This window comes from Ningiella algicola (assembly GCF_028401415.2).
Lineage (GTDB): Bacteria > Pseudomonadota > Gammaproteobacteria > Enterobacterales > Alteromonadaceae > Glaciecola.
Genome location: NZ_CP171821.2, coordinates 1,147,219 through 1,164,016, shown reverse-complemented (window position 1 = coordinate 1,164,016; position 16,798 = coordinate 1,147,219). Strand labels below are relative to the sequence as shown.

Sequence of the window (16,798 nt, the reverse complement as noted above, 5' to 3'; positions counted from 1 at the left end):
CCTTAGCTAGCAAAACGCGCTATTGAACTATCTATAAGCCCTTGATTAGCGCTGTACAGACCTTGTTTGATAAACAAATCGCGTATTTTTTCGCATTGGACTGGACTAAGTGTAAAGCGCTCATGGTGAGTAGTTTTGTTGGCCTTGCTACTAACTTTGTGAATGACGGACATGGCCCACATATGATCATCATGATATTGCGTCGATATCTCCTGAACTTCCGATGCATCAAACGGGTATGAATTGCCTGACCAGATGTGAAAATCTGTTAGCTGACGCATAGCTTCAAAAAATGCTGAACGTTCAGAATCGGAAGTCAAAATCTGGTTTGCAAGCAGCATTGCGAGTAAGGCGTGACCACCCATTGATCGGTTATATATCGTGTTAACCGCGCTGGGTTCATATTCGACGCAGACGGTATCGCAGAACCTGTCAATTAGTGGACGCTCATCAAAATATGGCAGTAGCCTTATGTTTTGCGAAACTGCGTACCATCTCTCATACAGCGGCCTGATTTTTAGTTGCTCGCTGTTTTGCCTAAGAAATTCCGCCGGCTCAAGATGCATGCCTACAAGTGGATCTTTTACGCTTTGATTGTATACAGAGGCGGCGCGTTCTTGAGCGCTTCGATATACTAATAAGACGATTAGCTTGAAGTGGAATGTCTCAATAATATCTTGGATTTGGGCAACAAAATTTGGCTGACAAACCTCTGAGCTAAGTAAGACATTTTTCTCAGTGGCCGCGATTTCCTCTATCAACTCTTCTTTTATTAAGGGCCAGTCAGGGATTTCAGTTGCTCCATGTTGCTTTCTGCCATGGCTTGCGAACATAAGCTTATGATGAGAACCATCTGCCCAACGACCAATCTTAGGGTAGTGGAGCGATGCGAAAGACCGGTCCTTAAAATAAGCTTGTATTGCACTGGTTCCCGTTTTTGTTGGACCAACATGCAAAAATAGCGTCCGCATCATTTTACTCGCATACCTGCTTGGGCGCCCTCGTCTGGGTTTAGAATAAATAAATCTTTGCCACCAGGACCCGCCGCAAGCACCATACCCTCAGATACGCCAAAGCGCATTTTGCGTGGCGCAAGGTTGGCAACCATAACAGTGTGTTTGCCAATGAGATTTTGCGGGTCGTAAGCGGATTTAATACCCGCAAATACCTGACGGGTTTCACCGCCTAGGTCGAGTTCAAGGCGCAAAAGCTTGTCGGCTTGCTCGACGGCTTCAGCATGAACAATTTTAACAACGCGCAAATCGACTTTTGCAAAGTCTTCGAATGATATGGTGTCGCTAATGGGGTCAGCAGAAAGATTGGAGCTAGTTGAACCTGCTGTCTCGTAGCTTAACTTTTTCGAAGGTGTCTCTTTAAGGTTCTCTTTACTTGCCTCAACCATCGCTTCAATTTTATCCATGTCTACGCGCTGCATCATCGCTTTGAATTTATTGATACTGTGCCCGGTTTTCACCGTTTGTGCGCCGTCCCACGAAAAATCATCATTTAAAAAGGCTTGCGCTTGTTCAGACAGTTTCGGTAGCACAGGCGTTAAATAAATCATCAAGATTCTGAACATGTGAATACCTAGGGAGCATACATCGTGTGTAAAGGATTGTTTGCTGTTGTCTTTGATGGTGACCCAAGGTGCTTGTGCATCAATATACTGATTAGCCTTATCGGCTAAATGCATAATTTCGCGAATAGCCTTGTGATACTGACGCGACTCAAATGCGTAGGCAATGTCGTCTTCGGCTTCTTGGAATTGCGTGAGAAGTGCTTGATCAATAATGTTGTCGGAAAGCTTCGCATCAAAACGTTTCGTGATAAAGCCTGCACAGCGAGATGCAATATTGACGACTTTACCGACCAAATCTGCATTTACCTTTTGTGCTAGATCCGGCAAGTTAAGGTCGATATCGCTCACGCCATCATTGAGTTTGCTCGCGTAGTAATAACGCAAATACTCAGGATTTAAGTGGTCAAGATAGGTGCGTCCTTTAATAAACGTCCCTTTGGATTTTGACATTTTCGCGCCGTTTACTGTTACAAAGCCATGAATGTTGACACCGGTAGGCTTTCTGTAGCCCGCGCCTTCAAGCATTGCAGGCCAAAATAAGCAGTGGAAGTAGGCAATGTCTTTACCAATAAAGTGATAAAGCTCAGTGTCGTTGTTATTGCTCCAATAGGGCGTGTCGTCAATGCCTTGGGCTTCGCAGTAGTTTCTAAAGCTCGCCATATAACCAACTGGCGCGTCTACCCATACGTAGAAAAACTTATTCGGCGCGCCAGGGATTTCAAAACCAAAATAGGGCGCATCACGGCTAATATCCCACTGTTGCAGACCTTGCTCAAACCACTCATTGAACTTGTTCGCCATTTCTTTTTGTACAGCACCGCTGTTTATCCACTCTTTCAACATGCCTTCAAACTGCGGTAGGTCAAAAAAGTAGTGCTCAGATTCTTTCATCACCGGCTGTGCGCCGGATACTACTGAGCGCGGGTTTTTGAGCTCCGTTGGAGAGTATGTTGCGCCGCATACATCACAGTTGTCGCCGTTTTGATCCTCGGCCCCGCATTTAGGGCAAGTGCCTTTTACAAAGCGATCCGGCAGGAACATCTCTTTTTCAGGGTCGTATAATTGATTGATTGACCGCTTAGATATGTAACCTGCGTCATCTAAGCGTTTGTAAATGAGTTCGCAAAAAGCCTTGTTTTCCGGCGAGTGAGTCACATAGTAGTTATTGTAATCTACATGAAAGTCGAGCAAGTCTTGGTGGTGCTCTTTGCGTGTTTGAGCCACCATTTCCTCGGGCGTGATACCAAGCTCTTGCGCTTTTAGCATGACCGGCGTACCGTGCGCGTCATCGGCACATACGCTGTAGCATGTGTTTCCACGAAGGCGCTGGAAACGCACCCAGATATCGGTCTGAATATGCTCAAGCAAATGGCCTAAATGAATAGAGCCATTAGCATAGGGAAGGGCACTTGTGACTAAAATGCGGCGCTTGCGTGCTTGCAACTGACTTTCTTGCATGTAAAGCGTAACCTGTATTGCTGTAGTTTGATTGATAGGGCGCAGATGTTAGCCCAAAGCGCGTAATTTTGCATTAATATTGATAGCTTGTTCTAAGATTAATACGAGGCGGTATATGTTCTTTCGTACAAATAAAAACAAAAACAAGAACAAAACGAAAAATGAAGCGACATCTGTCGAAAGTGATGGGACGGATGGCCAAATTACTGTTGCTGAGCTGCAAAGTGACTTAGATCATATTAAGGACTTGTGCGTCTCTTTTTTTGTGCAGGGTTTAGCTGGCAGCTTCCATAAGCTAGCGAAAGAAGGTGCCGATGATTCAAACCCTGTGAATCTTCAAGATCCTCAAGACATTTCAAAATTTGTGCAGGTACTCCCCTCCAGAAAAGACAATCACTATCTCGTAAAGCTTGGTTTCGCGTGTGCCAGCGCTGAGGCTGATTTAATCGAGTTTGTCCGTAAAGGACTAGCAACCGTAGATGGGTTATCTGCATTAGCGCATGATTTTCAACGCGAGAAGATAGCCATATCAGTGGAGTACAATATTCCGATTTTTAAGACAAAACAATCGCTGATAAAAAACGTCAAAAACATCATCGCGGTGTCATCAGGCAAGGGCGGCGTCGGTAAATCGGCGACCGCAGTAAATTTAGCCATGGCGCTTCGCGCACAAGGTGCAAGGGTTGGCATACTCGATGCTGACATTTATGGTCCTAGCATTCCAATCATGCTTAACACGGTAAATGCTTCACCACAAAGCTCCGATAACAAACACATGATACCCGTTCCTGCGCATGGATTGGTGTCTAACTCCATCGGTTATTTGGTCAAAAACGACCATGCCTCAATATGGCGAGGACCGATGGCAAGCAAAGCGCTGACACAGCTTGCAAATGAGACCAACTGGCCACTGCTAGACTATTTAATTGTGGATATGCCCCCCGGCACGGGCGATATTCAGTTAACCATGGCCCAACAACTTCCTTTGACAGCCGCAGTGATCGTCACCACACCTCAAACTATTGCGCTAAGCGATGCCGAAAAAGGCATTGCGATGTTCAACAAATTAGATGTGCCGGTGCTTGGTATAATAGAGAACATGAGCTACTTCGAGTGCCCGCAGTGTCATCATCAAAGCCATATTTTTGATAAAGAGGGTGCACAGACCTTGGTAAATAAATATGAAGTGCCTCTTTTAGCTGAAGTGCCGCTTGATCCAGCGCTTAGAGAGTATTCTGACAATGGGCGCTCTATCATCAACGAACAAGCCGACCACGTTTTGACTAAGATTTTCATGCAGGGGGCACAACGGTTGTCCTTGCAAATGTGTCATCGCTTGCAAATCTCTGACCTGGCTAAGCACTCAATGGCCTCTGATGCAGCGCAAATAGATATTACGCAACTGTAAAGCACTGACCTTGTCACTGGCTTTTGCATAAAGCTGTTGCCAAGGCCACAGGCAGTGCGCATAATTCAGGCGCTAGCTTTCATCGACCTAATAACACTAAGACAAAAGGCATCTCATGCGTTTATGCGACACGGACATCATCAAGTACCTTAACGAAGGAAAGATTGCAATTGCGCCTGCGCCTGTGCAGGACCAAATTAGCGGAGTCACGGTTGATGTTCGCCTAGGTAACAAGTTCCGTGTATTTCAAGACCATGCGGCGCCCTATATCGACTTAAGCGGCCCAAAGGCACAAGTGCAAGCAGCGCTTGATAGAGTCATGTCGGATGAAATTGATATTGGGCCAGATGAGTCTTTCTTTCTGCACCCTGGAGAGCTTGCTATTGCCGTTACACATGAATCCATAAGCTTGCCTGATAATATTGTGGGCTGGTTAGACGGTCGGTCTTCTTTGGCAAGACTCGGCCTCATGGTGCACGTCACGGCGCATAGGATTGACCCAGGCTGGTCAGGCAATATCGTCCTTGAGTTTTTCAACTCAGGAAAGCTGCCGCTTGCGCTCAAGCCGGGCATGAAAATAGGCGCAATTAGCTTTGAAATGTTAAGCGGCCATGCTCAGCGCCCCTATAACTCAAGAGAAGATGCCAAGTATCGCAACCAAGATGGGGCAATTGCGAGCCGCATTAGCGGGGATGATGCGGGTAAGGAGTAAACCTTGAACCTTACCGAGATACTCAACAAAATTTCCGATGACACTGACGGAGATACGACAACCATCAATGATGTAGTGTCGCAGCTTGAGAGTCGTGGTTTTGGGCCCTTGCTTATCGCACCAGCCCTTGTTGCGCTTCTGCCCACAGGCGCTATTCCCGGCATACCCAGTATTTGCGGCTTAAGCATACTGCTGATAGTACTTCAAATTATTGCGGGGAAAAGCCATCCGTGGCTACCTAACAAGCTCAAAAAAATCGAAATTGGCCGAGATAAGCTTAAATCTGGCGTAGAGAAATTTGAACCCTACACTAAACGTATCGACAAGGTGTTCAAACCGCGCTTATCATTTTTGACGAATGAGGTAGGCAAACGTGTCATATCGGCGGTTGCCGGACTTACCGCACTTTTAATGATCCCTTTAGAAATTGTGCCCTTTGCCGCGGCACTGCCTGCTGCAGCTGTTTTGATGCTGGGATTGAGCATCAGTACAGAAGATGGCGTGATGTCAGTTATCGGCGTTATACTATCGGTCGTCAGCGGGTATTTGGTTTATACGCAGGTTCTTTGAGCTACGCCGAAGTACCAAATGCTTCAATCTCACTTTTGTGTTTGTAGTGGCAACGCAAAATCTCAGCGCTACGCCGTCCGATAGCGGTAAAAAGTTTTGCCACACCTGTGCTAGCGATAAAGTCGCTTACATTAAAGTCAGTCTCTTAGTGCAGCACCATTTGGTCGATTTAGCACCAAGGGCTGACAATGATTGCTTTTGAAATACTAAACTTCTATTAACACTTCAAAGCCGCCCCACATCATGCGCTTCCCATCAAAGGCCATGTCCATGTTCTTAAAGCGCTCGTCTTCCTGACATTTTGCCCATGCATTATTGCGAGTCTCTTTGTCAGGCCAAATTGTCCAAGAGAAAACGACGTTTTCGCCTTCTTCGAGTTTGACTGCCATAGGGAAAGAAGTGTGTTCTCCGTCGGGAACGTCGTCACCCCAGCATTCTTTGCCAGCAAGTAAACCGTACTCTTCCTTCCAGATATCTAAGCAGGTTTTTGCCATTTTTGTGTATTCTGCTTTTTTGTCTTTAGGTACTGCTAATAAAAATCCGTCTACATAAGCCATGATGCTTCCTTATTAGATCAGCGGTCTGTAAGTTATCTACCTATAGTGGTTCATTGTCAAGTGAGCAAGCCTGTTGAATCCATAAGTGCGACTTAGTCGTTTGCCCAGTTAATTTGTTTGTAATCAAAGCCGCATCGGATAGTGGGTTTGATGATTTCAAAGTAAGGTGATAAATCAAAGTCTCTGGGTGTGTAGTGACTGTAATGTCGACGAGACAAGACCTTTTTGTTTTTACCTAACAGATGTTTAATTCTAGAAAGGGGCTTTACCAGAGGCGCATCCTCAATATTTAAGGCCTCTCCATCCTGATTCAGCTGTATTGGTAATATTGGATAGCTAATGGATTGAAAGCTTTGCGCAACAAGCGTGGAGCAAATGGCCTTTGTTGGATCGCCGCTACCAAACTCTAATAAGCCCCGCCTAAACCGCTGAGGTATTGGAGGAGTAGGCATTAAATACCGCATTAAATCGACAATATTCTTTTTGTCGTATTGATGGCCTAAACGACTAACTGCAAATGCAATGAGCGCTTGCGTATCGCTTTCAGAGAGGTTTACGGGCCTGCAAATCCGCAAGTTGAATCCGTCGTACTTGTCCAATGGTGAGGTAATTACCCCTTCAGTTAAATCGGCCTCAAGAAGCTGTAGGAGAGGGGTTTGTTCAGCGTCAGGGGTTTCAGGGGTATGGTCTCCACGGGTGGTGTTTTCACCAATATACATACAAACATGCGACCAGGTAGACTGCGTGATGTACTTGATAGCTGAACTAACTCGGCTGTTGCCTTCGACTAAAATCAAATCACCTGGCTTTAAATTTTCGCGAAGTTGCTCAGCAGTGAGTGTGCTAAAACTGCGGTAGCCAGTACGTGGTTTTGTTAAGAATGAAGCGAGCCGAGCGCCAATTGCGCTGGCAAATTTGGACCATGGCTTGATGTGTTTTTGTGTGTCTGGTTTATCCAATGTTTGTCCCCTCGCGACGTCATCGATCAGCGCATTTTTATTATTGCTTATTGTAGCTCATATGTCTTATAAGGGTGACACGGCGATTGCTTCGAAGCGAGGTCATGGTATCCATGCAATGGCTCGATTCTTAGGCGATTTCAAGGAGAAGCAAAAAATGTAAAGGTTTGACTAGAAAAACGGTAGCTTTTTAATGCTCAATCAATATAATGCTGTGCTTCGGTCGGTGTGTGGCGCAGCTTGGTAGCGCACTGTCATGGGGTGTCAGGGGTCGGAGGTTCAAATCCTCTCACACCGACCAATTCTAAAGGCCTGTAGCCCTCATCTAAGTTTCATTATAACATTTTCGAATATGTCACACGGTTATGTCACGGGTAGCGGTCTAAAATCACTTTTATTGTGAGTTTATAGTGAACTCAAAATAGAGAATAACGCTGTTAATGTATCGCGTTCGACACACCTAGTTAAAGAAGTCCTCGTACATACGTTTGCGGTCTTTAACGATATCATGGCTTAAACCTTCTAGCGTGTTATAGATGAATGCTTTCGTAATCCCAATCGAACGCAGCCGCCATCTAATGCTCTCTCTAGCACTTGCAGGTATTAGCAACTTTTGTTGAAAATTTTGCACATCACAGACTTTAGGGTTTAGGTGGAGCGTGAAAAGTCCGTTCTGATTTGGATACCGTACTTGTTTTCTATCGGGGACAATTCTAAAGGCCTTGTGAGTGGTATTAAAGATGCCATCCGGCGAAAATAAAATGGTTTCAATCGTTAGCCCACCACTTGGCATAGCACAATAAACTGCCGCGTCTGTTTCGTGCTCATTCTCTACAGCAAAGAACAATGCAACAAGCGGGTTGAAAGTCCAGTCCATGAGGCGTGTTGGCAGCCCGAAGTGTTGTGCAAGAGCTAGCCATTCAAAATCGTTCGAAGGGGATTCTTTGATAAAAATGTAAGCTTGGATTTTGAACTGTTTTAGCATTGATTTTTCAATTTGCACTAAAGCCTCTTAATCAGCAGTGGCGGCTACCGGGCGCTGAGCCCAACTCATGCCTCTTGCATGATAGGGTTTATCAGACGGTTGTTCCTTATCTGCGAGTTTAGGGCTATTTTTTCCACGTTGCGATGTAGTCACCTTCGATATACCTTTTCATAATACGTATCTATCCCAAACCTATCTGGTACTAAACGGTATATGAGAGAGTTTTGGTGACTCACTCAATTCAAACCCTAGAATGAAAATAGCTCCTTTTATATCCTCATGAAATGATAGATCATAGGTATCACGAAACAGTTTCAGTGTGACAGCGACTCGCCCTATAACGCCGTTGGGCAGAAGACCAAAAAGCAGGCTTTAGATCAGTAGATGCTAGACTTAGGGTTGCTATGATGAATCTGCATTTGATGCTTAATATGAACAAGGAGAAATTAAAATGCAGAACTTAAATACTGATGAGATGGCGAGTGTTAGCGGCGGACATCCACTTGTTACGATAGGCTACGGGGTTGCGGGCGCCTATGTTTATGAGGCTATTGGCGGTAAAGAAGGCATCGATAGTTACTTGGATAAGAGCACCGCGTCTGCGCGAGCAAGTTATCGATACTGGAAAAGACGAATAGATAGAATAACGCGCTCGCAGCAACGAGAGGACGAGCGCCGAGAAAATCCATGATTTCTTTTTGGTTTTGGCATCTTAAAAGAAGCCTTCGAGCTTCTTTTAAGCATGCTCCTAGAATGCTTTTGTATCTTGCGTTTGCCGGATTAGCGTATCATTTGAATGGTCTCGTAACAGACATTCGAATTAATGCACCAACAACACTACCTATACTTATACTCGATACTGCGCCAAACTTTCTAAGTGTATTCGTCGTAAGCGGATTAGCGCTAGCAATCCTAAAAAGTCATTTGGTTATCAATAGCCTTTATTGTTCGGTTGGGCTCATTATCTATGAAATATTGCAAATCCAAATAGACGAGCGTACTTTCGATCCGATGGATATCGCGGCAACCGCAGTAGGCTGGCTAAGCATGCTAGTATTTATTTTCATCATCGAAAAAGCAAACTATTTCCTGATTCGGCAATGCATTCAGAAGTAGCTCTCAAAATGCGATACCGATGCATTGAAACAGACGTCGTGTCAAGAAATCAAAGTATTTAAAACATTGAGCGACGCTTGTTTTGCAAAGTCCACATGCAATACTAATCATTTACGCGACGGCTCGCGGCACCAAGCCTTCAGTCAGTTTTTAGTTTATTTAGACTATATCTAAGCTCTGTTTTACAAAAGTGTTCGCACTTTAAATATGCGCTTATTTAGTGTGTCGTTTCCAAAATTGGAAAGGTTTAAATGAAGGAAAAATTTTTTATCTCAAATCTGCGTTTAAATAAGAATTGTACAAGCTTAATTGAAACTTAAGACCAATAAAAAAAGGAGCGTTCAAGCTCCTTTTCTAACTTGTTAATACATCGTAAAACGTCGTGATGTAACGCTACACTGTAAATTTGCGTCGCCAAAATACTGCAAGGGCAGCCAAAGTCACTAATGAAAGCAAAGGCGCATTCGATACTGGGCTCACCGTTTCGACAGTAAATGAGCTGAATGAGAAACCTGCACCATCGTGATTGCTATGAAGCAGCGTGATCGCTTGATTTGCATTAAACACTGAATTGGTGTTGTTAAAGCTAAATGTTCCTAAGACGTCTAAGCTTTGACTAAGCGATTGAACAGTGCCCTGCGTTAAATCAAATGTAGTGCCTATATCGTCGTTGGCAAGGGTGAAACTAACTAAACTAACGTCTTGCGAAAATGTAAAATCTACAGAAGGCGCAAATCCACCGTCAAGGAATAAACCGCCTAATATAAATCCAAAGCTGTTTTCGTCAAATATGTCATTACCTTTTGGATTGTCCACCGTTAACGTCAAACCTTGCTGTGTGTCAGTATAAGAAAGCAGGCCTCTTTCATCAGTATCTATGAAGTTAAATGTAATTAGAGCTGATTGTGCACTTGCAGCAAAAAGCATCGCAATAGGCAATATAACGAGCCTTATTATGTTTTTCATGGTAGTCCTTTTTAAACTATTTTTTGTAACACTATTATTGACTTAGGGCAGATGGATAAACATGCGTTCACATACTTAATCCTAAGGACATTTGCCTTTGAGTATGAATAGTTGCGAATCAATATGATATGAGCAATAAAATAAGCAATTAAAGAGCCAAGTAAATTTTCTTGTAAATACAATCAGTTGAGAATAATGGTAAAAAGTATGTAAAAAAACTCGACACTTTTCTCGCTATCCCCTAATTAAAAATTGGCTGGCGCTCTACCTGGATAAAGATGTTGCCGAATAACGTCGTTATTATGCCCAACAGTGTGTTAGCTCAATCAAAAATCATTAATTATTATTACCCGGAAAAGCAATTGTCGGTTCCTGTTGAATTAGGTGTTCATTATGATTCTGACCTAGATCAAGTTGAACGTGTCACGCTCGAAGTGGCCAAAGAAATTCTACAAAGCCACAAGTGGGGCATTGCTGATTATGATACCTTTGTGATTTTTACAGGCTTCGATAACTCAAGTATTAACCTCACTGTTATGCTGCGAGCGCAAGAATACTTTAATCGATTTTTTATTCGCTCAGAGTTTATAAAGGCACTTCACAAACGCTACGCGAAAGAGGGAATTGTTATCCCATACCCAATACGCGCATTAAATACTCATCAAGAGAGCAGTGACATGTCGAAATACTCTCTTGATTCAGCTTCTGACTAGTAAGGCGTCATCATGTTTTCATCAGCCCTGATTGAGAGCGAGTGTGCCATACCTCACCAGTTGTTTCATTTTCGTCCTGTTCAGTGTAGCGTAGCGATTAACACCAATATGAGTCGTAGCGTTTGCACAATGAACATGCAAGAGTGTCTTGATGCGTAATTTATTTGTTGAAGCCTTTATAGTCATCACATTATTTTTAAGCTTAATCCTTCTAACTGGATGTGATTTTTCTGATAAAGACAAGCTACCTATCGCATTAATAGCCACTCAACACGGCAATATCCACATCGAAATTGACACCAGCAATGCGCCAATTAGCGCGAATAATTTCATTGCATACGTTAAAGCTGGTCAATTTAATGGTTCGACTTTTTATCGCACGGTCAACCCAACGAACGACAATCACCCTCTTACGATTACTGTTCTGCAGGGTGGCATCAATGCTGACTTTAGCAACGACTTTAGCGCTGCGTATCCACCCATAGCTCACGAATCTACTAAGCAAACTGGTTTAAAGCATGTTCGAGGGGCAATTTCATTTGCGCGAGGTAATTTAGGCACTGCACAGACGGAGTTTTTTATTTCTCTTCAGGATAATCCAGCCCTTGATCACGGCGGTTTACGACACCCCGATAAACAAGGATTTGCGGTTTTCGGAAAGGTAATAAAGGGAATGGATATCGTTGATAAAATAGCACGCTTACCGTCTGACAAAGTTCATGCCGACGAATATGTGAACGGTCAGATTCTCAACGATCCAGTTATCATTTCAGATATTAGCATTGTACATTAATACGGCTGACTCAGGCTGGTAAATTATTGCTCAATAGTCAGTCTATGCATTAAACAGTGGCTACATCTAAGTGGGCAATTTTCAATAAAAATCAATAATTTGTATGAAGCACTAAAAAGCGACTATAGTAAGAGACGCTAGCATAGGAATAATGATAAAGAATAAAAAGTACATAAAAATATAGCGAATTAGCCTCAATGAGGCGCAGTGATGTTTGCTGATTAAAATAACTAATCACCACTATGGGAAAACATCAACATGACTCACCAAAAATCCAGCTGTGGAACCTTCAACGCCCATCGACGCTTTGCAAAAACGACCATTTTTATCGCGGTTTCAAGCATAATCTATCCTTTAAGCGCTCATTCACAAACCAACGCTGCCGGTGCTGATGAAACCGCTGTTGAGCGGATATTAGTCACATCGCGAAAGCGCTCAGAAGCCATGAATGACGTACCCATCAGTATCAATGTGGTGACTGAGGAACTGATTGAAAATTTAGGTGCCACAGACTTTACTGATTTACTGGGTGTGGTTCCTAGCTTAACAGCTTATGAAAACGGACCCGGCAGAACACGATTGTCGATACGTGGGATCGCGAACGGCGGCGGGAATGACAACGATACCCAAAATCAAGAGACCGTTGGGATTTATTTGGATGAAATACCCATTTCTATGGGGGGGATGAATCCTGAATTTGCGCTTTTCGACTTAAAGCGCGTCGAGGTACTGCGCGGGCCTCAAGGCACGCTCTTTGGCGCAGGCTCAATGACTGGAACGGTTAGGTTAGTGTCGAACGAGCCTGACTTAAGCGAGTTCGGTGGTAAATACGAAGCTAATGCCTCAACCATTAGCGGTGGTTCTGAAAACTACTCAATCCAAGGTCTGGTGAATGCCCCCATCATTGAGAACGAATTGGGCATTAGAGCCAGCGGATATTATATGGATAATGGCGGCTTCATTGACAACGTCGTAAATGGTGAACAAGACCTTAATGACGGCATATCTCAGGGCGTTAAAATAGCGGCGCTGTATTTTCCAACTGATAAACTACGCGTAGAGCTTAATCTATTTCATCATGACTATTCTGACAATGGCTATCCCCAAGACATAGACGCCACGCCACCTTTTACAAGAAACTACGAAACCTTCGACGGTTTTGATGATGAAGTCAACATTGCCAACCTTACCTTTAAATACGATTTAGGATGGGCTGAGCTGGTGAGTTCCAGCTCTTATTTCGACCGTTCTATTATCAACCGACGCTCTTTAGATTTGCTGTTTGAGCTTGCACTTCCACCCGGAATTGTGCCTCACGAGCTTATTGATTTCACTGATTCCGAGGTGCTGGTGCAAGAATTTAGACTCAGTTCAACGAGCGATGATGATTTGCAATGGACGGCAGGGGTTTACGCCGATAAACGAGATGTTTTCTATGAAAATACCTTTCCCGTACCAGGAGCCGACGCAGTGTTAGGAACACCGTCTTCGTTTTTTGGCGCCCCGGACGATCACTTGTTCTATGGTTTTGATGATTTAACGGTAGAGACTTATGCGATTTTTGGAGAGGCTTACTATGATATTGGAGATTTCTCAATTACTGCTGGCCTAAGATATTTTAATTGGGAGCAGGAGATTGAGTTTTACCAATCAGGTTTGTTCAATGGTGAAGCGGTAGGAGACGTCAGGCCTAAAGAGTCCATTGATGGCTTTAACCCCAAACTGAATGTTGCCTACAGTGTTAATGACGACACGCTGGTTTATGTGGAAGCCTCCAAAGGGTTTAGGTACGGCGGTATTAATGGCGCCATACCCGAGTCAGTATGTGCTGACGAGCTAGCTGAGGTTCAGCGCGAGGGCGGTGATACACGCTTTTTCTCCCCCGACGAAATTTGGAACTACGAGCTTGGCGTTAAAGGAGTGTCGCGCACGGGTGTATTTAGCTATAACGCAACGGTGTTCCACATTGACTGGAGCGACATGCAAACCAGCCGTGCCTTCGAGTGCGGATTTGGATTTAGAGAAAATGTGGGCGAGGCTACGAGTCAAGGTATAGAGTTTGAAGTAAGTGTAAAACCAATAGACGAGTTGACGCTTTCCGCTGGCGGCGCATACATTGACAGTACATTGGACGCTGACGTCCCCAACCTGTCTGCCGTGAAAGGCGATCCTGCTCCCTTTGTGCCTGAAACTACGTTTAACGCCAGTGCACAGTATGAGCGTCCTGTGATGGATAATTATCTTGGCTTTGCGTTTTTCAATGTTCAGTGTATCGGTGACCGAGCAACTGAATTTAACGTAGATGGACCTAACTATCGGGAAATGGATGCCTACACCGTGGCTAACCTTCGCTTTGGATTGCGCTTTGACGTATATGAAGTGTCGCTGTTTGCCAATAATATGTTTGATGAGGATGGAGTGGTTCGAGCGATTGGCCGTCCTCCGTTTGACCAACCTGCCGCGATACGCGTAATGCCAAGAACCATTGGTGTGACGTTTAGAGGGCAGTACTAAAGATAACTTTGCGGTGGTTCTGAGCTATTGAGAGCCACCTATCTGGGTTTTAAAAGGATACGATCATGAATAAGTGGCGAGTACTATTACTTGGCTGTGTTGTTATTCCATTTTACAGTACAGCATTATTAAGTAACAGCAATGCCGACGAAGGCGCGGTCAACGCGGTAATGGATGGCCTTCATGAATCAGCTAGTCAAGCGGATCTAAGTGCATACCTTGGCGCTTTTACTGAAAACGGTGTGTTCATGGGCACTGATGATTGGGAGCGCTGGAGTAGACCAACAACGCTTGATGAATACGTAGCAGAACGATTTAAGAGTGGAACAGGCTGGACCTACACACCAGAAGTTCGTCATATCAGTTTTTCCGATAGTGGTGACACAGCTTGGTTTGACGAAATAATAGTCTCATCCAAATGGGGGAGATTCAGAGGTACAGGCGTATTAACAAAAGTGCAAGATGAATGGAAAATTGCGCATTATTCAATGACTGTATTGGTGGCTAATGAAGCATTTTTCGATGTTGCTGACATAAATAAGGAGGCGTTTGCTGAGCGAAACGCTAAGGTAAAATAAAGGCTAAGGATTTGAAGCTACGCTTGGAATGCAAGTGTAGCTGCTTTCCAAGCGCGATATATTCTGCAAATCAGCCGGCAAACGGGTTACGCTTGGTTTGGCCGCCCTGTTCATCAGGAATGCTGCCTGAAAATCCTTCCGTAAGCTCGGCAAGTGAGCCTGGGTTTGACAACTCTGGCTTGTCATAGCTTTTTAAGTTGTATTTATCGGCTGTGTTTGCGTGTTTATCTTTAGCAGTCGTCATAGCGAAATCCCTATATTTTGTTGCGCCTAATGCTCGGCTGGCATAAACGTTCAGTAAATTAGATACAAGTCTTGTACCACTTTACATTGCGGCCTCTGTTTCAATCGAAAAATTTGCAAGGCAAGTTTCCCAAGCATTAAGCTTATCGGCAGTAAAATCATACAAAAGAGCCAAATTGCCTAAATAAAAAAAATATTCACTATGCTCGTATTTCTTGCTCGTTTTTTTGCTCTTCTCACGGTGACTCACTCACAAATGCATTGGTTGTGTGCATTTTTCGCGACAGATGCACTTCAACGGTGCGCAAAAAAGTGAAGTATTTAGCTCACAAAGACTAAGGATTAGCACCAATGCTAATTGTCAAAATTATGCAAATCCGCAAGCATTTACACTTACTTTGAGTTAGTCTCCAAAAAAGGAACTATCAGATGGTGCAAGGCATGCAAAAGAGCGTAATGAAGGCTTTAATCGTCAGACTATTTGCATTTGCCCTATTTAATGCGGTGCTTGGCGTATGCCATGCAAGCAGTTTAGGTGACAATCAAACCACTAAGCTTAAAATTGGCGTAATAGGCCTCACGCACACGCATGTCCATTGGATTTTCGAAAGTGAAAAGCGCGGCGATATTGAGATCGTTGGCATTGTAGAAAGCAATCTAGAATTAGCCGAACGGTATGCGAAGAGGCATGGATACGATATGGCTAAAGTGTATCCGACTATGGATGAGCTGATTGGGAAAACATCACCTCAAGCCTTCGCCGCTTTTGGCAGTATTCGTGAGCATTTGGAAGTGGTGCAAAAAGCAGCGCCTTTAGGTATTCATGTCATGGTTGAAAAGCCACTTGCGATTAACATGGAGCATGCAAATAAAATGTATGAGCTAGCTAAACAGCACAACATACATTTGCTCACTAACTATGAAACTACGTGGTACCCAAGCGTACATGAACTAAAAAAAGTGTTAGATGCCGGCGCCGTGGGTGAATTACGCAAGCTAATCGTGAATGATGGACACAGAGGGCCTGTGAAAATAGGCATCAACAGCGAGTTTCTTGAATGGCTGATTGACCCCGCAGAAAATGGCGGCGGTGCGATTGTCGATTTTGGTTGCTACGGAGCTAACTTAGCCACATGGTTATTCAATGGAGAAAAGCCACAATACGTTACGGCTGTGACTCATCAGTTACAAAAAGAAAACAATCCCCTTGTTGACGATGAGGCAACAATTATACTGAGCTATCCGCAAGCGAAAGTAACCATTCAAGCATCGTGGAACTGGCCAATTGGCCGTAAAGACATGCAGGCCTATGGGCTTAAAGGGGTGCTGTACTCTGACAATCGATACGATTTTAGACAGCGTGTTGCCAAAGGCTATGATAATTTTGACGAAACTCAAAAGACTTTGCCTGAACGTCCATATCCTTTTGATGACCCATTTAGTTTGTTTAAGGCTGTTATCGAAGGGAGCGTTACACTGGATAAAAATGATTTATCGTCTTTAGATAATAATATGATTGTAATGGAAATACTCGATGCTGCAAGAATCAGCGCAGAAGAAGGTACGTCAGTAGCTTTAAACTAGGGCGTGTTGATCTTTTCTGTATGATTTTGCAGCAGTTTGTGCGCTATTTAGACAAAGAAACGC

At 43.9% G+C, this 16,798-nt stretch carries 17 protein-coding genes, 1 tRNA gene and 1 pseudogene; 11 read left to right on the top strand and 8 right to left on the bottom strand.

What is annotated here, in order from left to right:
• Window positions 1-2 precede the first annotated feature (2 nt).
• Window positions 3-974, bottom strand: a complete 972-nt coding sequence (locus tag PN836_RS05200; RefSeq protein ID WP_395344202.1) for a hypothetical protein — start codon at window positions 972-974, stop codon at window positions 3-5.
• On the bottom strand, window positions 971-3,037 hold the full coding sequence (metG, locus tag PN836_RS05195; protein ID WP_395344201.1) for a methionine--tRNA ligase: 2,067 nt from the start codon (window positions 3,035-3,037) through the stop codon (window positions 971-973). The genes PN836_RS05200 and metG overlap by 4 nt, the downstream gene beginning before the upstream one ends.
• 115 nt (window positions 3,038-3,152) lie before the next feature.
• Between metG and apbC the strand changes: the two genes are divergently transcribed.
• From apbC to PN836_RS05180, 3 genes are all read left to right on the top strand, one after another.
• Complete coding sequence (gene apbC, locus PN836_RS05190; protein ID WP_395344200.1) at window positions 3,153-4,445, top strand: iron-sulfur cluster carrier protein ApbC; 1,293 nt, start codon at window positions 3,153-3,155, stop codon at window positions 4,443-4,445.
• Between the two features lie 115 nt (window positions 4,446-4,560).
• Window positions 4,561-5,157: a dCTP deaminase gene (dcd, locus tag PN836_RS05185; protein ID WP_395344199.1), complete on the top strand. Its 597-nt coding sequence runs from the start codon at window positions 4,561-4,563 to the stop codon at window positions 5,155-5,157.
• Between the two features lie 3 nt (window positions 5,158-5,160).
• On the top strand, window positions 5,161-5,727 hold the full coding sequence (locus PN836_RS05180) for an exopolysaccharide biosynthesis protein (protein ID WP_395344198.1): 567 nt from the start codon (window positions 5,161-5,163) through the stop codon (window positions 5,725-5,727).
• Window positions 5,728-5,933: 206 nt separating this feature from the next.
• On the opposite strand, the gene PN836_RS05175 is transcribed toward PN836_RS05180, so the two are convergent.
• The gene (locus PN836_RS05175; RefSeq protein ID WP_395344197.1) at window positions 5,934-6,284 is read right to left on the bottom strand and encodes a DUF1428 domain-containing protein; all 351 of its coding nucleotides are present in this window, start codon (window positions 6,282-6,284) and stop codon (window positions 5,934-5,936) included.
• A 92-nt stretch (window positions 6,285-6,376) separates the two neighbouring features.
• The gene (locus PN836_RS05170) at window positions 6,377-7,243 is read right to left on the bottom strand and encodes a YiiX/YebB-like N1pC/P60 family cysteine hydrolase (RefSeq protein ID WP_395344196.1); all 867 of its coding nucleotides are present in this window, start codon (window positions 7,241-7,243) and stop codon (window positions 6,377-6,379) included.
• 224 nt (window positions 7,244-7,467) lie between these two features.
• Between PN836_RS05170 and PN836_RS05165 the strand changes: the two genes are divergently transcribed.
• Window positions 7,468-7,544, top strand: a tRNA-Pro gene (locus PN836_RS05165).
• Window positions 7,545-7,703: 159 nt separating this feature from the next.
• Here the strand turns inward: PN836_RS05165 and PN836_RS05160 are convergent.
• Complete coding sequence (locus PN836_RS05160) at window positions 7,704-8,246, bottom strand: FRG domain-containing protein (RefSeq protein WP_395344195.1); 543 nt, start codon at window positions 8,244-8,246, stop codon at window positions 7,704-7,706.
• Between the two features lie 9 nt (window positions 8,247-8,255).
• The gene (locus tag PN836_RS05155) at window positions 8,256-8,381 is read right to left on the bottom strand and encodes a hypothetical protein (protein WP_395344194.1); all 126 of its coding nucleotides are present in this window, start codon (window positions 8,379-8,381) and stop codon (window positions 8,256-8,258) included.
• A 298-nt stretch (window positions 8,382-8,679) separates the two neighbouring features.
• Between PN836_RS05155 and PN836_RS05150 the strand changes: the two genes are divergently transcribed.
• Both PN836_RS05150 and PN836_RS05145 read left to right on the top strand, forming a co-directional pair.
• Complete coding sequence (locus PN836_RS05150; protein ID WP_395344193.1) at window positions 8,680-8,919, top strand: hypothetical protein; 240 nt, start codon at window positions 8,680-8,682, stop codon at window positions 8,917-8,919.
• Window positions 8,920-8,981: 62 nt separating this feature from the next.
• On the top strand, window positions 8,982-9,344 hold the full coding sequence (locus PN836_RS05145; RefSeq protein ID WP_395344192.1) for a hypothetical protein: 363 nt from the start codon (window positions 8,982-8,984) through the stop codon (window positions 9,342-9,344).
• 393 nt (window positions 9,345-9,737) lie between these two features.
• Here PN836_RS05145 and PN836_RS05140 read toward each other — a convergent pair whose 3' ends face one another.
• Window positions 9,738-10,310, bottom strand: a complete 573-nt coding sequence (locus PN836_RS05140; RefSeq protein ID WP_395344191.1) for a hypothetical protein — start codon at window positions 10,308-10,310, stop codon at window positions 9,738-9,740.
• 248 nt (window positions 10,311-10,558) lie between these two features.
• Between PN836_RS05140 and PN836_RS05135 the strand changes: the two are divergent.
• The 4 genes and pseudogenes from PN836_RS05135 to PN836_RS05120 form a co-directional block, all read left to right on the top strand.
• Window positions 10,559-11,023, top strand: a pseudogene (locus PN836_RS05135) (mechanosensitive ion channel family protein); the annotation flags it as partial.
• A 151-nt stretch (window positions 11,024-11,174) separates the two neighbouring features.
• The gene (locus PN836_RS05130) at window positions 11,175-11,816 is read left to right on the top strand and encodes a peptidylprolyl isomerase (protein ID WP_395344190.1); all 642 of its coding nucleotides are present in this window, start codon (window positions 11,175-11,177) and stop codon (window positions 11,814-11,816) included.
• Window positions 11,817-12,074: 258 nt separating this feature from the next.
• Window positions 12,075-14,330: a TonB-dependent receptor gene (locus PN836_RS05125; RefSeq protein ID WP_395344189.1), complete on the top strand. Its 2,256-nt coding sequence runs from the start codon at window positions 12,075-12,077 to the stop codon at window positions 14,328-14,330.
• 65 nt (window positions 14,331-14,395) lie between these two features.
• On the top strand, window positions 14,396-14,908 hold the full coding sequence (locus PN836_RS05120) for a nuclear transport factor 2 family protein (protein WP_395344188.1): 513 nt from the start codon (window positions 14,396-14,398) through the stop codon (window positions 14,906-14,908).
• A 70-nt stretch (window positions 14,909-14,978) separates the two neighbouring features.
• Here PN836_RS05120 and PN836_RS05115 read toward each other — a convergent pair whose 3' ends face one another.
• Window positions 14,979-15,152 carry a putative RiPP precursor gene (locus PN836_RS05115; protein ID WP_395344187.1) on the bottom strand — a complete coding sequence of 58 codons (174 nt, stop codon included), beginning with the start codon at window positions 15,150-15,152 and terminating at the stop codon, window positions 14,979-14,981.
• 440 nt (window positions 15,153-15,592) lie between these two features.
• Here PN836_RS05115 and PN836_RS05110 point away from each other — a divergent pair, with 440 nt between their 5' ends.
• Entirely contained in the window at window positions 15,593-16,735 is a 1,143-nt protein-coding gene (locus tag PN836_RS05110) for a Gfo/Idh/MocA family protein (RefSeq protein WP_395344186.1), read from the top strand.
• Window positions 16,736-16,798 lie beyond the last annotated feature (63 nt).